The organism is Streptococcus oralis, from assembly GCF_003943385.1.
GTDB classification, from domain to species: domain Bacteria; phylum Bacillota; class Bacilli; order Lactobacillales; family Streptococcaceae; genus Streptococcus; species Streptococcus oralis_CA.
In genome coordinates, this window is record NZ_RJPI01000009.1 from 39,688 (window position 1) to 57,752 (window position 18,065).

Genomic DNA, 18,065 nt, shown 5'->3' on the forward strand with positions numbered 1-18,065 from the left:
ATAGGGAATATCCCTATCGCTCTTTCTCGCATTCACGAGTTGCACTGTAAGGTGTGCTCACCGAATTTTTATGATTTCAAATTCTTAAGAACATTCAGCCCAATTTTCATCACTTTCATTTATCTGTTTCCACCAACCACAGACTCTCTAAAAAACTTCAATGATTACTTTCTGAATGTTTAAATTATATCATTTTTCAATTACTTGTCAAGACTATTTTTGGAATTTTTCAAACTATTCAAAAACTTCCCCTAGAAAAAGAGGAAGTTTAGAAAATATCAACCTGAATTACGCAAACCTGTTGCAATTCCGTTAATGGTTGTATGAATCAATCTTTCTTCGTCTGTTGACAATTCACCACGACGTTGACGTTTAATCAATTCCAACTGGATGTAGTTAAGGATATTAAAGTAAGGCATACGATAGTTTAGACTGTCTTTTAGGTAAGAGTTTTCAGCCAAGAGTTCGTCATAGCCTTCAATAGCTAAAATAACGTCCTTGGTCAACTGCCATTCATCTAAAATGGTGTAATAGATGGCTTGCACTTCTTCATCTTCACAAAGTTTGGCATATTCGAAGGCAATGTTCATGTTAGACTTAGACAAGACCATGTCCACATTAGAGAGCAGAGATTGGAAGAAAGGCCAGTTTTGGTACATGTCACGGAGAATCTCAATATTATCAGGATCTTGATCAATAAATTCTTTGAAGCTTGAACCCACGCCATACCATCCAGGAAACATGACACGACTTTGTGACCATGAGAAGACCCAAGGAATAGCACGTAGGCCACCGATTTCTGTAATAGTCTTACGAGCGGCTGGACGCGAACCGATATTGAAGCTTGAAATAGCCTTAATCGGACTGGATTCAAAGAAGTAGTCATAGAAATGTTCATTTCCAAAGACCAAATCACGGTAGATATCGTAGCTACGGTCCACTACTTGATCCATGATAGCTTCGTAACGATTTGACGTATTAGTATCGCTCTTCTTCTTGGTAATCATACGGTTAATGGCTGCAGAAACTAACATTTCAAGGTTATAATAAGCAGCGTCTTTGTTTCCGTATTTGTTTCCAATCACTTCTCCCTGCTCAGTCAAACGGATGCGGTCCTTGATAGACTTGAGCGGTTGAGATGTAATGGCTTCATAAGTTGGACCACCACCACGGCCCACGGTACCACCACGACCGTGGAAGAAGGTTACTTTAACGCCAAATTCGTCTCCAATAGCAGTCAGTTGCTGTTGAGCTTTATATAGAGTCCAACATGATGACAGGTAACCACCGTCCTTGTTACTATCAGAGTAGCCAAGCATGATTTCTTGGTAGTTGTCTTTTGAAGCAATCCATTTTTTAGCCAAAGGAAGAGAGAAATATCTTCTCATGGTTTCTTCCGAATGATCCAAGTCCTCGATAGTTTCAAAGAGAGGAACAATCTGAACGCGGGCTTTTTGGGCATCCACCAAGCCGACTTCCTTAAGCATAATTGCTAGTTCTAGCATATCAGACACGCTGGTTGCATGAGAGATGATGGTTTGACGGATGACGTTTTCACCTAATTTATCCTTCAACTTGCGAGCGGCTTTAAATATAGACAGTTCCTTCTCAAGTAGTTCTGACTTTTCAGCATGAGTTGCTGAGAGGATACGAGGGTCTTCTTCCAGCTCTTTTAAGAGGAGGGCGCATTTTTCATCTTCAGAAAGGTCGCTATAATGGTCGTTAATACCTGCGGATGCTAACAATTCTGCCACACAGGCTTCATGAACACTAGAATCTTGGCGCATATCGATAGAAGCAAGGTAGAATCCAAAGATTTCAACTGCTTGCATCAGCTCGACAAATTCTCCTGAAATCAGGTATTCACCTTTGTTCTCTAATAGAGAATCCCGGATAGCTAACAAGTCTTGGTAAAATTCATCCGCGGTAGCATATCTTGGATGAACATCCTTATCTTCGATAAGATAGATCTTGGTTGCCCGCATCTTAGCTTGGATGTCAAAGAGGGCACGACGATAGAGTTCTTTTTCACGATAAATGGAGTTATCTTGAGACTTGAGCGCCATCTCACGAACCTTGTCACTGACATTCACGATACTGGTTGAAAGTGAAAATTCACGATAAAGGTTATAAATCTTTTCATCGTAATAGTTCATGATGACTTCACACTGGGTCAAGGCTGATTTGTTGAGGGTTTCCGCAGTTACGAAAGGATTTCCATCACGGTCTCCTCCAATCCACATCCCCATGGTAATCGGTTTTGGATGCTGGAGCTCGATACCTTGTTCCTTAGCTAGTTTCTTATACTCAGCCGTCAAACGCGGAACAGCATTCAAGAAAGAACTTTGATAGTACTCCATCACGTTGGTGATTTCGTTGGTTACTTTCAATTTTTTTTCGCGAATCATGTCCGTTTGCATGATAATCTCAATATAACGACGGAGATCGGTGTGCCATTTTTCTTTATTAATCAAGCCTAGTTTGACATCACGGTACTTCCGTAAAAGTGTATGGATATGATTAGTTAAGTCCAGCATACTCTTGCGTTGTACTTGAGTCGGGTGGGCCGTCAAAACTGGAACTACATTCAACTGCTCCAAAATTGTAGCCGCGTTTTCTTTTTCAGCCACCATCTTAATGGTTGTTGACAGTTTTCCTAGATAGTCTTGGTCCACATTATTTTGGTGATTGATCTCATAAGCCAAATCCACATCTTCAGAGATATTGATCAAGAGTGGAAGAATTGAGAAATAACGAGAAATATAGATCATTTCCTCGTTTGAAAGGCTGGTCACCAATTTATTGAGTCCTTGATAGTTTTCGCTTGTAGACAAGTCCTTCAACTGCATGATTTTATCAAAAGTCTCAGGCGCAAGCATATTTTTTGTGATGTCTTCTAATAGCTCTGTCAAAATCAAGACTTCTTCTTGGACGACGGCTTTATTGCTATAGTTTTCTAATTTTTGAAGTGACATAAACTTTCCTTTCCATTCAATCCTTATAGAGTAACAGGAGTTTGACCTTCATATTCTCTGATAAGTTTGGCACGTTTTTCACTAGCATCGATATTTAGTACAAAGGCAATGGCTACAGATAAGACTAGGAGGCTATTCCCCCCTTGTGAAAGGAAGGGGAAGGTTACACCTGTAGAAGGAATCAAACCGGAAATCCCACCGATATTGACAAAGACCTGAACAAGGATCATCCCTCCGACACCGATAGCAACCATAGAGTTAAAGGGATTCTTAGCTCGAATACCGACTAGGATGATTCTCAAAATCAAGAAGAAGAGGAGTGCCAAAATCATACTCGCTCCTACAAATCCAAACTCCTCGATGACAATCGAAAAGACGAAATCCGTGTGGGCTTCTGGCAAATAACCACGTTTCTCAATGGAATTTCCTAAACCTAGTCCAAACCAACCACCATTAACCATGGCATAGTAAGAATTTGCAAGCTGGTGCCCTGCGCCTGCCAAGTCATTGAAAGGATTAAAGAAGGCGCTGAAACGTTTAGCAACGTAACCAAATACCGGAATTTGAGAAAACTTCTCAATCCCAACAAGACGAATGACAGACAAGGCTAAAATGGAACTTCCTGCTAAGAGAGCTAGAATAGTCGAGAACCAACGATAGGCAATTCCACTGACTGTGTACATAAGCAGCGACACCAAGACCAGAATAGTCGCATTTCCCAAGTCAGGGAAAATTCCCAAACTACCAATCAAAACCAGCAAAACGAAACGCCAGTCGTTAAAAGCTCGAGGCAACCACTGATTCTGAGTCAAGACCTGGAAATCGTAAACAGCTATCTCATCTTGCTGTTTTGAGAATCGATGGGCTAGGTACCAAATAATGATAATCTTAAGGTACTCCGCAGGTTGAATCGTTACAGGTCCTACAGATATCCATCCGTAAGCTCCATTGACAGGTGTACCAATTAGTCGCGCCAAAGCTAGGAGAATCATCTCTACAAACACGACGATAAAAATCAAGCGTTCATTTCTTAAAAACCCAAGTTTCAGTTTATAAATTAAGGCAATCAAAATCAAACTAACTACCCAAAACATTCCTTGGTTCCGAGCTAACTGAAGAGCGCTTTTCCCCTCTTGGATCAAGGTAGCACTCGTCGTTGAGTAAACGACGATTAGACCCAAAATCGATAAAAGGAGGTAAGGAATCAAAATGGAATAGTTCAATAGGTGCCTTTTACTAATTTTCATATGTCACCACTCTAATAGAAACAGAGAAAACTGTTCCCAATTCCGTTTTATTTTCTAGTTTTGATTGCTATTATACCATTTTTTCAGAAAGAAAAAAACTCTTACCCTTTAATCCTTCGAATTTTGCTCTTTGATCGAAACTGATTAGTAAAAAATACAAACTTCAAGACAAAGTTTGTATTTTCTTTTTTTATTCTGCTGATGAGCTACTGCTTGAGCTTGAGTTTGAGTCTGCACCACCAACGTATTGAGCAAAGATATTTTGGAAAACAGGATCTTTCACTTTAATATTTGCAGCTTGGAATTCTTTTCCGATGACACTTTGAACGAAGGATGAATCGTTTTGTTTCTGAGCCAGGATGATCGTTTTCAATTTTTCTTTGTAGTCATCTAAGTTTGATGATTTTTCTGTTTTCTTGGTTAGCTTAATAATGTAGTATTGGGTACTGTAGGCTTGTGTTCCAGTCGCTGTGATAACATCAGAGACACCATTCACATCCAAGGCAAAGGCTGCTTTCTTGACTTGTTCTGGAAGTTCTGTTGAAGCAGAATCAAAAGTGATTTCGCCACCATTTTCTTTTGTCTTGTCATCATTTGAGTTGTCTTTTGCCAACTGGGCAAAGTTAGCTCCTTCTGCTTTTGCTTTTTCAAGCACTTCTTTGGCCTTGTCTTCATTATCCATACGGATGATCTGAGCTGTTACATCTGGTGTATAAGACTCAAAAGCTTTTTGGTAAGCTTCGTCTGTCAATTCATTTTCTGCTGCTTTTTTAACTGCCAATTCGACCAACTTACTTGTGCGAATTTGAGCTTTACGAGTCTCAGGAGTCATACCCGCACGTGAAAGAACATTTTGATAACTATCACCGTATTTCTTCTGCTCTTCAGCAACGGCATCATCCACCTCTTTGTCAGTCACTTCTGAACCATATTGTTTTTCAAATACTTTTTGGATGGTCATATTAAGCAAGACTTGTTGCGCAGTTGGATTGTTTTTGACTTGTTCATAAAATTGGTGTTCAGTGACGACATCACCCTTCATGCTGATGAGGTCAGCCCCTTCAGAACTTTTTGAACAAGCAGCCAAAGTCGCTACAGATAATAAGGTAATGGCTCCTGCCAATAGTTTTTTCTTCATGTTTACTCCTTTTATGGTAAGTTACCTTCTCTATTTTACTAAATTGTCTTAAATTTTTCTAAAAATTATTTACTCTCAGGAAGCTGCACATCTGCTACATTCTTTCTCAGCATGAGAATGCCGTCCCCAAGTGGAACTAGAGTCGCTGTTAGACTTGGATTGTCCAAAGTTGCGTCGAAAAGTCTCTGCAAACCTTTATAAATGGTGCGTTGACCACGACGAACTTCCATGATATCCTTGGCAACATCGCCTCCTTGGAAAATATCATCCAAGACGACTACTCCACCGACTTCCAAGTGTTTGAGGATTTCTGGTAGAAAGACGATATACTTGGACTTGGCCGAATCCATAAAGACAAAGTCATAAGTTTCTGTCAAGGTTGATAGGACATCGACTGCATCTCCCTCTAAGAGGGTGATTTGCTTGCGACTATCAAACTGGGCAAAGTTTTCCTTGGCAAAGCCAATCATCTCAGGATTACGGTCAATCGTTGTAATCTTGGCATTTGGCGCATGTTCCGCCATCAAGAGGGCTGAAAAGCCAATCGCCGTCCCAATTTCCAAAATATTCTTAGGCTGCAGACTTTCCATGAGAAATCGAAAGTAAGCGACCGTTTCATGGGGAATAATGGGAATGTTTTCCTTGCGAGCGAAGACTTCCAATTCTTTCAAGGAACCTGTCACCTGCTTTTGACGCTGGCGCATGAGTTCTACGATTTCTTCCTTGACGACTGGACGTCGCATATTGTGATTGGCATTTTTACTATAAGACTCTACCATCTTAAGCTAGTCCCAATTTTTCAACAAGGGCTTCAAACTCGTTCAAGCGACGTTCAAAGACTGCAAAGGCATCGTTAAGATAGTCTTCTTTTTCCATATCAACACCCGCTTTTCTCATAACATTGAGCGGATAGTCAGACTTACCAGCCTTGAGGTAGTCGATATAGCGGTCACGGTCTTCCTGACTACCATGGACAATCTTCTCAGCCAAGGCTGAAGCAGCCGCAAAACCAGTCGAATACTGGTATACATAGTAATTATAGTAGAAGTGCGGAATGCGTGCCCATTCGTACTGGATCTGAGGATTGTCTTCCTTGCTGAGTCCGTAGTACTCTTGGTTCAAGTCAGCATAGAGTTTATTGAGGAAATCACTTGTCAAGACTTCTCCATTTTGGTCTGCTTGGTGGATGGCATGTTCAAACTCAGCGAATTGAGTTTGACGGAAGACTGTTCCACGGAAACCGTCCAAGAAGTTATTAAGGATAGCAAAGCGAGTTGCATCGTCTTCTACTTCCTCCAACAATTTCTCTGTCAAGATATTTTCGTTGGTCGTTGAGGCAATCTCAGCCAAGAAGATAGAGTAATCTCCGTAAACATAAGGTTGGGTTTCACGAGTATAGCTTGAGTGCATACTGTGACCTGTTTCATGGACAAGGGTAAAGAGATTGTCTAGATTGTCCTGCCAATTGAGAAGCATAAAGGCATTGGTATCATAAGAACCACCAGAGTAGGCACCAGAACGCTTGCCTTGATTTTCATAGACATCAATCCAACGCTCGCTGAAGGCACGTTTGACACGGCTCAAGTAGTCGTCACCCAAGACAGCCAAGGCTTCTTCTGCCTTTTTCAAGGCTTCCTCATAAGTAAAGCTGTATTCTACTGAAGACAGTGGTGTGTAAACATCGTACATCTTGAGATCAGAAATACCCAAGATTTTTGAACGAAGGTTAAGGTATCGATGCAAGAGTGGCAAGTGCTTGCGAACTGCTGCTACTAGATTGTCATAGACACTTTCTGGAACAAAGTTTGCTGCGAGGGCTGCATGGCGAGCACTCTTATAGTTGCGAACTTTTGCTCGGTAGTTTTGCACCTTAACATTTGTCTGCAAAGTCTTAGCATAAGTGTGTTGGAATTGCTCATAAGTCGCATAGAGGGCTTCATAGGCACCTCGACGCACTTCACGATTTTTAGACTCCATCAAGCGAATATAAGTACCGTGTGAGAGTTGCACTTCCTTGCCTTCGTCATCAAGGACGTATGGGAAGCTAATATCCGCATTGTCCAAAATAGCGAAAGTTTCACTAGCAGCGCCAAAGATTTCTCCAGCTCCAGCAAGTAATTCTTCCTCACGTTGTGAAAGAACATGGTCTTTCTTCTGCAAGAGCTTATCAAAAAAGTGTTTGTAAACTTGGAGTTTTGGTTGAGCTTTTAGGAAAGCCGCATACTGCTCTTCGCTAATCTCCATAAACTCAGGTTCATAGAATGAAAAGGCTTGTTCTAACTGACTGTATAGGGCCATAGCCTTGGCATAGTACTCTTGATACTTGGCTTCACGCGTGTCCTGGTCATTTTTCATATGTGCATAGACATAAAGCTTTTCAACTTGGCGTTCCAAGTCAAGTGAGAATTCTGTAATCTCAAGCAAACTGTCTGCGCTATCCAAGAGATGCCCCTCATACTGGGCTGCTGTTTGTACTTTTTCAGTTAAATCTTTCAAGGCTTCTTCCCAAGCCTGGTCTGTTGGGTAGATTGTTGAAAGATCCCATGTATCTTTTTCATTTATTTCATGTCGTTGTAATACCATAAGATTCCTCCATCCTTTCTATTTTACCACATTTTTTGAGAAATATAAGTGATAAAAAGCTGGTGGATAGAGCTTTTGGCGATTATTTTTCGGATTTTTTTGATAGTAAGCCTGAAAATTTCTATAATAGCTAGTCAAATCCGTTTCAATCTGCAAAAAATCACCTGACTCTATTGGTCTGATTTGGGGATACCAATCGTCCAGTTGACGGTTTAATAGATTGTTTCCTTGATGATATGCTTCCTCCTGCTTCTTCATCCAGTAAGGCGTTTGGTAGTACAACTGTTGGCGAATGTAGTGACAAATAGTGGAATCTTGTACAACTACAAAACGAGGCAGTTTTTGTTTTTGATAAGGAAATCGTAGAATTTCCAAGAGATTTCCTTGGCCATAGGGAAATTCCTTAACCTGAAAATGAAGTTTGCCACGTAGATCCTGATGCAGAAGATATTTGAGTCTCAAAATTTGTTTTTTGAAATCTAGTTCCCAAACATAGAAACCCATATTTTGACTAAAATAGAGAAATCCCCTTTGCAGTTGTGTTAATCGCTCTTTTAACCAGAGTTTTTCTCCCAGTAGCCAGATAACCTGATAGCCCTGGCTACGGTATCCTTGGCTTCTATCGCCTAAAAGCTTTTGAGACAAGGGACTGCACTGAACCTCCAGAGCTAGTTTCTCATTGACGAGAACATCTGCTATCTGCTGAATCTCGGGCAAACTATATTCTAAGGAGACCTGATTGTCTTTCTTGCCCCAGCGATAAAGGGCCTCTTTATTGCCCGAGTGTTCTGGACTTTCATTTTCAAAAATAGCGATACAATCTCTTAACCTTTCATGGGCAAAGTGTGTTCGAATGCTCTGTCCTTGGCGTAATCGTAGTCCACCACCACAGGCTGGACAAGTATAAGCTTGCTTGGTAACGTCTTTTTCGAGGGCATTTACCAATTTTCCCTTGGCATCTCTGGCTACAAACATGGTCTACCTCCTTTTCTCATTTATTCGAAAAAGAAGTAAAAAAGACTGGAATTCCAGTCTTTCATATTGCTTTTTTACCTTTTAAATCTCTTAGAGTATTTTTTTAGCATAGGAATGAGATTGGGAATCTGCTCACTTCTAATAACCAGCACTCCGTATTCCTGACAGCGATTGGCATAAACAGGATTGATTTTCCCCGTACAGACAATTAACTTGAGGCAACTCTCTCCAGCAAAATGATTGGCGTAGACTTCTAGTTCGTTGATGGCTTCAACTGATAAATCGGTCATCTTGCAAGAGATAAAGGTGATCGAGCGTCCCTTTCTCAGAATGACATCAATCTCATTTTGAACATTGTCTGCCTCTGGAAAGATACCATTCCAATCAATCTCACCGCCTATCATGCACTCATCAAACAGCTGAGATTCAAGCGCCAAGAGATAGAGATACAGCTCTAAAATATGCCCCTTGTTGCGACAAAAAACTTGAGCTTCTTGACTTGGAAAACTGTAAGCTACTCGTTTCTTGTCTTCGCTTTCCATACAAAGCATTCCCGCTTCCACTAGTAAGGGGATAAGGGATTCTGGATAGTGATAATACTTGCCGTTGTTTTCCAGTATTTTTTCGGTCTCTGCATGCAGGTCATTGGTCTTAGCTAGAGAGAAAAATTGGGTCACTTGATACCAGTGGGAAGGGTTGGCAATGGCAGAACTGGCTAGTTTTTTGATGGCTAAAATTTCTTGAACTGAGTGGATAGGGCGTTTTGATTTGAGCATTTTTCCACCACGCAAGGCTATCAACTCTTGGATGCTTAGGGTAGGAATGTCCAAGTCTTCTTTTTCCAACTGACCAGCTACCCACTTGTATTGTTTTCCTCGTTCAACATCCATTGCAACGATGGGGAGGTGACGATCCAAGCCGTATTGATAGAGAGATAAGGCTAGTAGTGAATCTCCTCCAAAAACATCGAGAAGGACTTGGTCGTAACCTGCTAGGCAATAATCTAACTGGTTAGACAGCTGTTCTAAGGATAGCTGACGAAAGGTTACTCGTTGGATATGAGGCACCTCATCCAGGATAAAATGACGCAGTGAAAGTTTATCGTTATTGCTTATTTTCGTCAAAGATAGGAAGAGAATCTCGTCACAATCACTGACAAAAGCTTGGTAGACATTCTTTTCCAATACATGCCGATCATACAACTCCACCAAAAGACTAGTCATTTGATCACCTCCACAATTTACAATTCCTTGCGTAGAGAGATGAAGTAACACACTTCTACTGCTCACTCTTCCTACTTCTAGTATAGCATAAAATTCTGTTTGCCCTAATCAACCAACGCAAACAAAAACGAATAGAAATCTTGCAAAGTAGTTTCTATTCGCTGGTATAGATTTGATTTACTTGATTTTCTTGGCTAGCATAGTCGCAAAGCGTAGTTGAATGCGATTACCATTTTCATCACGACGGTGCAGATGTCCTGGGTTTTCATTGTACTTGACCAACTCCCAATTCTTGTAGTAGTCGGCTAGCTCTCCTTCTTTAAAGGTAAATGGGAAGTTAACCGAGCAAGGATAATCCTCTGTATCCATGGCACAGACGATAAGGTTATAGCCACCGACCGTAGTGTGCTCCTGTATATTTTGGATAATAGCTGGAATGCGGTCCGCTTGTAGGAACATCAGAACAACTGTCGATACGATGAAATCATAGTCTTGCCCAATGCTAGCTGAATTGATATCATAAAGTCCGACAGGCATGTCTAGATCCTCTTGTTCCACAATGCTTTGCAAGATTTCAAGGGACAATTCATTTTGATCCACAGCTGTCACATCAAAACCATTCTGTGCAAGAAAGAGAGAGTTACGTCCTTGACCACAACCCAAATCCAAGGCTTTCCCTGGCTTCACCGTCTGCATAGCCTCTAGAACCTCTGAATGAACAGGATTGGTATTGTACTTCTTAGGAAAATAATCCTCAGGTTTACAATAAAATTCCAAGTACCATTCCACATCTTCTGTGGCTGCTTCCACTCGGTGCCAGGCTTGAGGTTGCGCCATAGGGTTGTCTGCTCCTGCCTCAAAGAGGTGCTCAGCTAGAACCTCACCATCTTCAGTCAACTCAATAAACTTGAGTGCCCCCTTCAAAACAGTGATTTTTCCCCAAGTCCCGACCTTGGTATTGTGTTTTTGCTGGACAGCTTCTGGCATGGTCTGTTTATTCCACAAGGGCATCCGTTTATAGGCAATTAATTTTTCCATTTTACTTCCTCTTCTTAACGCTGGTTGACAGCTTTCATGACACGCGCGATGTCGCGGTTTTGTTCACGACGCTTGATTGACTCCCGTTTATCATAGTCATTCTTCCCTTTGGCAAGTCCTAAAAGGAGCTTGGCATAGCCATCTTTGAGATAGACTTTGAGGGGAATAAGGGTCATTCCAGTTCCTTTAGTCTCTTGTTCCAATTTTTGGATTTGCTTCTTATGGAGTAAGAGTTTGCGACGACGTTCTGGTTCCTGGTTCCAGATATTGCCCTCTTCGTAAGGGGCAATATGAACATTGCTCAACCAGACTTCCCCATTTTTTACCTGAGCAAACCCGTCCTTGAAATTGATTCGAGCAGCTCGAACGCTCTTGATTTCAGTTCCAGTCAGGACCATCCCTGCCTCTAGCGTATCTACGATTGTATAGTCGTGGTGCGCCTTTTTATTTTGTGCGACGACCTTTCCCTCGCCCTTTGCCATGCTTGGCTCCTTTCTTAGCTACTTCTTTGTAAAAAGGTTTCTTGCCCTTTTTCTTCTTGTCTTTTTGGGAATGCTTGTGCTTATCACTTGAGCGCCCTGATTTTCTCTTGTCTTCCTTCTTGTCTGAACGGCGACTTGAACCACGACCCCTGTCTTTGCGCCCAGCTTGTTTCAAGCCTTTTTCGATGACATCAAATTCACTTGGAATATAAGAGAAGTCAATCTCACCTGTCATCTTATCGGCTCTTTCAACGCGAATGCGAATCTGCTGTCCTACACGGAAGGTTGTGCCTGATTTCTCCCCACGGAGAGTCAAATCCCGTTCATTGAAATGATAAAATTCAGGCAAATTGGTGATGTGAATCAAGCCTTCAACTGTATTTGGCAATTCGACAAAGAGACCGAATTTGACGATGCTGGATACAACCGCATCATACTCTTCGCCCACGTATTCTTCCATGTACTCAGCTTTTTTCATGGCTTCGACTTCACGCTCCGCCTCGATGGCACGACGCTCACGGTTGGAAGACTGGGTTGCAATCTCTGGAATCACTTGTTCAAAATGCTCTGCTATTTCCTTAGAACGGCCGTAATCCCGAATCATACGGTGGACAAGGAGGTCTGGATAACGGCGAATGGGACTAGTAAAGTGAGTGTAATAGTCGGCAGCAAGACCATAGTGGCCGTGATTGTGCTCTGAATAGCGAGCTTGTTGCATAGAACGGAGAAGCATCATGGACAATACATCCGCATAGGGTTCTCCCTCAACAGCACGCATGATGTCTTGAAGCGCCTCCTGACTCATCTCACTGGCAGTCCCATAAATCCGCAAACCAAAGCTCGAAGCATAATCAATAAACTTCTGAACTTTTTCAGCCTTGGGCTCCTCGTGAATCCGATAAATGAAAGGTAGGTCCAGTTTACTAAAGTGCTCGGCAACCGTTTCATTAGCAATCAACATGAAGGACTCAATCATCCTCTCAGCAACACCACGCTGACGAAGAACGATATCCACAGGCTTACCTTTTTTATCCACTAGAATCTTTGCTTCACTGGTATCAAAATTAAGGGCACCACGTTTCTCACGCATGCTTTCTAGCCTTTCATGAAGCTTGGCCATGAACTCGATACTAGGAACAATTTTCTTAAACTCTTGTCTTTTTTCCTCGTCACCTGCTAGGATATCATTAACAGCGCTATAGGTCATACGAAAACTAGTCTTGATAACTGTTTGTGTAATGGTGTAATGAACCACACGACCGTGTTTATCAATTTCCATAATGGCAGACTGGGTCAAGCGATCTACTTGAGGATTGAGAGAGCAGATACCATTTGAAAGTCGTTCTGGAAGCATTGGAACTACACGGTCTGTCACATAAACAGAAGTCGCGCGGTTAAGGGCTTCCTTGTCGAGGGCAGACCCCTCAGTCACGTAGTAGGAAACATCCGCGATGTGAACTCCGAGTTCGATATTGCCATTCTTTAAAGGCTTGATGTGGACTGCATCGTCCAAGTCCTTGGCATCCGCGCCGTCAATGGTAAAGGTGATTTCATCTCTCAGGTCCAGACGACCTTCCATATCCTTTTGAGACGGAGCATCTGGCACCCTTTCTGCCTCCTTGAGAACAGCTTCTGGAAATTCTGAAACAATATCCATGGATTCCAAGACTTCAAGAACGTCAATCCCAGCATCAGTCGAGTGCCCCACCACGTCTAGCACACTAGCGACAAAGAAATCATGTTTCTTACTTGGGTATTTATCGATAAAGACCTTGAGAACTTCAGTACCTTCCAACTTGATAGCCGGTTTCTTCACATAGATGGGCTGGCTGATTTTCTGATTCTTTGAACGGATGTAGCCCGCATACTTGGGCTTTTCCTGATCCAGAACGATTTGCCCAACAACTGTTGTCAGACTATGCTCTAGGATATCGATAATTTTAGCTTCGGCTGCAGTTCCTTTGTTACGGTCAGCGACTTTCTTAATCACGACCTCAACGGTATCACCATCAATGGCATAGTTGACATCGTTTTTTCCTACAAAAAGATCGTCCTCTTCGCCTTCTAGACTGACAAAGCCAAAGCCGTTTTTATGGGCATGAAAAATCCCTTTGAGGGTGATTTCATGTTTCTTCTTTTGGTCCAGACATAAACTGCCATCATCTTCAAAGCGAATCTGGTGCTTTCTTTCCATCAGAGACAGGGTTTTAATCAACTCACGGAAATCCTTGGACCCATCCTTTCCGAGAGCCTGAGCAAGGTCATTTACCGTCACTCGCCCCTTCTCTTGCAAATATTCTTTAATTTTATCTTTCATGTTTTCTTTCTAGATTTTTATAATTTCTTTTTGATTGATAACTTTAGAAGTGTCATTAAAAATAAAAATAGGCTAAGACCTAGTCTCGCCCATTTCTTATCTACTTGATAATACCGTCAATGCTAAGGCAATGGCTAGCCAGAAAAAGACTAAAATACCTGTCAAACGTTGCATCACGGCTTCAAAACCACGCGCTTTACTACGTTCAAACAAATCACCTGAGCTGGCATCAAATACATTGCTGGATTGGTTCTTAGTTGGTTGCATGAAAATCGCAATCACAATCACAACAGATAATACTAATAAAATGGTTAATAATAGGTTATACATATCAAACTCCTTAAAATCCCTATTATTTTACCATAAATTCTACTTAGATTCAAGATGTAGGGTTACTTTTCTTTCCTTGGGACAATACTTTAAAACTTCAATCTTGTCTGGATGGGTTTTGGAGTTTTTACTGGTTAGGTAATTAATACTGCCACAAGAGGAGCATTTGAGATTGATTTTTACTCGCACGAGATTTCCTTTACTTTTAATAATGATCTAAATTGAACTAAGTTGTATAAACAACTAAGAGCCACACAGGCTGCTGTCGCATAAAAAACAGAGTGGTAGCCGAATTGCCCTGCTACTGCTGAACCAGTCATGGGACCAACAACACCCCCAAGGTAGAAAAAGACTTGGTTAAAGGCAAAAATTCTTGAAATACCTGATTTTGGAGTCATTTTGCTGAGAAGAGCATTGACCCCTGGTATCAGAGCACCCGTTCCCAAACCAAAGAGAAAACGATACAAGCCAAGTTGAAGGGGGCTGGTTGCATGGGCACAAAGAAGGTAAATGATGACTGAATAAATCTGCGCTGCAACTAAAAGTCTATGATTTCCCACCTTATCTCCTAGTTTTCCCATCACTCCAGCACTCATCATGCTAGAAAATCCCATACTGGATACGATCAAGCCCGATACAAAGAGGAGATTTTCAGTCTGCCCTAAGTCCCGCACATAGAGAGCCAGGATAGGACCAATTGATTGAGCTGAAAATTGAATGACAAAGCTAGTCAAAAATAGGTTTACTAAAAGCCTAGGATACTTGAAAGAAGAAAATAACTCTTTCGTCGGGATAGCCTTCTCCTTAGCTACTGGTTGAAAATCTTCCTTGATAAAGAAAATGGTCAGGATCGCAGCTAAAAATAAGAAGCCACCTACCAATAAAAAGACGTTACGAATCCCAAAAATTTCAGCAATCAAGCCACCTACAAAGGGGCCGGTTAGGGTTCCAGCTACTACTCCAGTTGATAAAGTCCCCAAAGCATAGCCAGACTTATCCTTGGGTACTTGACTGGCTATTAAAGCTGTCGCATTCGGTACGAAACCTGTAAATACGCCATTTAGTAATCTAAGAAAGATTAACCAATAGATATTTGGAACAAAGGCCAAGCCTCCCATGGTGATGGTCATAGCAAGCCCAGCTCGAATCATCATGGGTTTACGACCGTACTTGTCAGCAAGAATACCCCAGATAGGAGAAATCAAAGCTGCTGAAACAGCCGAAACTGAGATGGCTAATCCAGCATAGAAAGCAACTTGGTCTCCTTCAATTCCCAACTGCTCTACAAAGATAGGCATAAAAGGTACGACCAAGGAAATACTGGCTCCCGTTAAAAAACTACCGAACCAGGCGACACGAAGATTCTCTTTCCAACTAATCTCTTGCACAGCTACCGCCTCCTTCAAGTAACTTCACTACTTGACCCACAAGCTGATCACGACTGCCATTATTATCTAATATATGACTCGCCAATTTTTTCTTTTCCTCTAAAGACCACTGGACTGCCAGACGCGACTCCGCTACTTCCTTAGAAAGATGATCCCGTTTCATGAAACGTTCTACTTGGATATCACGGTCCACATAGACCAGCCATGTTTCATCAAACCAGTTGGCGTAGTCCTGTTCAAAAAGCAAGGGAATATCCATGAAAAAAACCGTTTCTGTCTGGGCTAACTGTTCTCTCAGTGCAGCCAATTCCTCACGAATAATCTCTCCTTGGGTTTGTTTAGACCATTCCTGCTCCTCAGGATTTGAAAAGATGAGACTAGCCAGGAGAGGGCGATTAAGTTCTCCATTTTCAAGGATGATTTCCTGCCCAAAGTGCTGAACTAAGAGCTGATAAAGACGACCACCAGATTTTTGTAGCTGGTGGACGACTGCGTCAGCATCCACCACTTGAAAACCTTTTTCTCTTAGGAAATTTGTCACAGTTGACTTACCAGAGGCAATTCCTCCTGTAATTCCAATGATTTTTCCCATCAGTCCCTCCTTTGACACTGAGGACAAAAATGAGTTCCTCGTCCGCCAAGTTGGATTTTCTCAATCACTGTCCCACAGCTTGCACATTCTTGGCCAGCCTTGTCATAGACCTGATGAAAATCCTGCATAGTTCCGTCTTCCCCAAAGGCATTGGTATAGGTCCGAATGGTAGAGCCACCTTTTTCAACTGCCTGTCCCAAAACAGCAATGGTCTGGTCATGGATGGCTGTTGCTTCTTCTGCTGTCAAAGTCTGGGAAGGTCTAGCTGGATGGACCTTAGTTCGCCAGAGAACCTCATCCACATAGATATTGCCAAGTCCAGCTACCAAGGTCTGGTCTAGGAGGTGGGATTTGATAGGCTTTTTAGATTTGGCTAGGGCAGCCTGGAAGGTCTGCAAATCAAAGTCCTTTTCTCTTGGCTCAGGGCCTAGTTTTTTAGAAACAAAGTAGGCTTCCAATAGGTCGGGGGCCAGCAGTTCCATCGTACCAAACTTGCGTACATCCTCATAAACAAGCGTACCTCCATCTTCAAACCGAATGAAAATATGAGCATGCTTGCGTTCAGGAACCTGGTCTGGATAGTAGAAATACTTGCCCTCCATCCGCAGATGGGAAATCAAAACCTTGTTTGTCAGGTAAAAAAGTAGATATTTTCCACGGCGCCCCATGGACTCAATTACTTGGCCAGCTAGTTCCTTTTGAAACTCGTCCACATCTGTCTTGATTATCTTAGGATAAGCAATCTCTATATTAGAAATCTTCTTTCCCAAAATCAATTTTTCCAATCCACGACGAACCGTTTCAACCTCAGGTAATTCAGGCATAGTCCCTCCTTCTGTAAAAACAAGAAGCAGGCATGAGCCCACCTCTACTTAGTATTCTTTCTCATTATAACCAAAGTCAGCCAAATCTAGCTTTTTATCACGCCAGTTTTTCTTGACCTTGACCCAAGTTTCTAGGAAAACCTTATCCCCTAGCATGAGTTCGATATCACGACGGGCCATGGTCCCAATTTTCTTGAGCATTGCGCCACCTTTTCCGATGACAATACCCTTTTGGCTATCGCGCTCAACCATGATGGTTGCCCGGATATGAACCTTGTCTGTCACTTCGTCCCGTTTCATAGAGTCAACTACTACTGCGACTGAGTGCGGAATCTCTTCGCGTGTTAAGTGGAGAACCTTCTCACGAATCATTTCTGAAACCAAGAAACGCTCAGGATGATCTGTGATTTGATCAGCTGGGAAATACTGGAAACCTTCCTCAAGATTTTCACTAAGGATGTCGATTAGACGAGAAACGTTATTCCCCTGAAGGGCTGAGATAGGGACAATCTCCTTAAAGTCCATCTGATTACGGAAATCATCAATCTGAGACAAAAGCTGGTCTGGATGAACCTTATCAATCTTGTTCACCACTAGAATAACAGGAACCTTGGCAGCCTTAAGACGCTCGATAATCATGTCGTCCCCCTTACCACGCGCTTCATCAGCAGGCACCATGAAAAGAACGGTGTCCACTTCACGAAGGGTGCTGTAGGCAGATTCCACCATGAAATCCCCAAGAGCCGTCTTAGGCTTGTGAATCCCCGGCGTGTCGATAAAGACGATTTGCTCCTTATCCGTGGTGTAAATCCCCATGATTTTATTGCGCGTTGTTTGCGCCTTGTCACTCATAATAGCAATCTTTTGCCCCATGACGTGATTCAAAAAGGTTGACTTCCCAACATTGGGACGTCCTAAAATGGCTACAAAGCCTGATTTAAATGTCATAATTT

The 18,065-nt window shown here is 42.1% G+C and carries 16 protein-coding genes and 1 other annotated feature (1 of these 17 running past the window's edge); all 16 genes read right to left on the reverse strand.

Going from position 1 to position 18,065, the window contains the following annotated elements:
* Positions 1 to 183: a binding site (T-box leader), on the reverse strand (it extends 34 nt beyond the left edge of the window).
* A 95-nt stretch (positions 184 to 278) separates the two neighbouring features.
* Entirely contained in the window at positions 279 to 2,975 is a 2,697-nt protein-coding gene (gene ppc / locus D8803_RS07250) for a phosphoenolpyruvate carboxylase (protein WP_131200704.1), read from the reverse strand.
* 23 nt (positions 2,976 to 2,998) lie between these two features.
* Entirely contained in the window at positions 2,999 to 4,222 is a 1,224-nt protein-coding gene (gene ftsW, locus D8803_RS07255; protein WP_131200705.1) for a cell division peptidoglycan polymerase FtsW, read from the reverse strand.
* Between the two features lie 190 nt (positions 4,223 to 4,412).
* Entirely contained in the window at positions 4,413 to 5,360 is a 948-nt protein-coding gene (gene prsA / locus D8803_RS07260; protein ID WP_131200706.1) for a peptidylprolyl isomerase PrsA, read from the reverse strand.
* A gap of 65 nt (positions 5,361 to 5,425) precedes the next feature.
* Complete coding sequence (locus D8803_RS07265) at positions 5,426 to 6,139, reverse strand: O-methyltransferase (protein ID WP_131200707.1); 714 nt, start codon at positions 6,137 to 6,139, stop codon at positions 5,426 to 5,428.
* 1 nt (position 6,140) lies between these two features.
* Complete coding sequence (pepF, locus tag D8803_RS07270) at positions 6,141 to 7,943, reverse strand: oligoendopeptidase F (RefSeq protein WP_131200708.1); 1,803 nt, start codon at positions 7,941 to 7,943, stop codon at positions 6,141 to 6,143.
* Between the two features lie 18 nt (positions 7,944 to 7,961).
* A complete protein-coding gene (locus D8803_RS07275; RefSeq protein WP_131200709.1) occupies positions 7,962 to 8,918 on the reverse strand; it encodes a competence protein CoiA in 957 nt (318 codons plus the stop codon).
* A 74-nt stretch (positions 8,919 to 8,992) separates the two neighbouring features.
* A complete protein-coding gene (locus D8803_RS07280) occupies positions 8,993 to 10,141 on the reverse strand; it encodes a DUF1887 family protein (protein WP_131200710.1) in 1,149 nt (382 codons plus the stop codon).
* A 177-nt stretch (positions 10,142 to 10,318) separates the two neighbouring features.
* Positions 10,319 to 11,179, reverse strand: coding sequence for an SAM-dependent methyltransferase TehB (tehB, locus tag D8803_RS07285; protein WP_131200711.1), 861 nt, complete (start codon positions 11,177 to 11,179; stop codon positions 10,319 to 10,321).
* A 14-nt stretch (positions 11,180 to 11,193) separates the two neighbouring features.
* Positions 11,194 to 11,661, reverse strand: coding sequence for an SsrA-binding protein SmpB (smpB, locus tag D8803_RS07290; protein ID WP_131200712.1), 468 nt, complete (start codon positions 11,659 to 11,661; stop codon positions 11,194 to 11,196).
* Positions 11,624 to 13,978, reverse strand: coding sequence for a ribonuclease R (gene rnr / locus D8803_RS07295; RefSeq protein WP_131200713.1), 2,355 nt, complete (start codon positions 13,976 to 13,978; stop codon positions 11,624 to 11,626). The genes smpB and rnr overlap by 38 nt, the downstream gene beginning before the upstream one ends.
* Positions 13,979 to 14,074: 96 nt before the next feature.
* Positions 14,075 to 14,308 carry a preprotein translocase subunit SecG gene (gene secG / locus D8803_RS07300; protein WP_000282517.1) on the reverse strand — a complete coding sequence of 78 codons (234 nt, stop codon included), beginning with the start codon at positions 14,306 to 14,308 and terminating at the stop codon, positions 14,075 to 14,077.
* Positions 14,309 to 14,347: 39 nt separating this feature from the next.
* Entirely contained in the window at positions 14,348 to 14,497 is a 150-nt protein-coding gene (rpmG, locus tag D8803_RS07305) for a 50S ribosomal protein L33 (RefSeq protein ID WP_001809104.1), read from the reverse strand.
* Positions 14,488 to 15,696 (reverse strand): multidrug efflux MFS transporter, encoded by a 1,209-nt coding sequence (locus D8803_RS07310; RefSeq protein ID WP_131200714.1) that lies wholly within the window; start codon positions 15,694 to 15,696, stop codon positions 14,488 to 14,490. Before D8803_RS07310 ends, rpmG begins: the two co-directional genes overlap by 10 nt.
* A complete protein-coding gene (coaE, locus tag D8803_RS07315) occupies positions 15,683 to 16,288 on the reverse strand; it encodes a dephospho-CoA kinase (RefSeq protein WP_131200715.1) in 606 nt (201 codons plus the stop codon). The genes D8803_RS07310 and coaE overlap by 14 nt, the downstream gene beginning before the upstream one ends.
* The gene (mutM, locus tag D8803_RS07320; RefSeq protein WP_061416695.1) at positions 16,288 to 17,112 is read right to left on the reverse strand and encodes a DNA-formamidopyrimidine glycosylase; all 825 of its coding nucleotides are present in this window, start codon (positions 17,110 to 17,112) and stop codon (positions 16,288 to 16,290) included. Before mutM ends, coaE begins: the two co-directional genes overlap by 1 nt.
* Before the next feature lie 48 nt (positions 17,113 to 17,160).
* A complete protein-coding gene (era, locus tag D8803_RS07325) occupies positions 17,161 to 18,060 on the reverse strand; it encodes a GTPase Era (protein ID WP_061416693.1) in 900 nt (299 codons plus the stop codon).
* Positions 18,061 to 18,065: the final 5 nt, after the last annotated feature.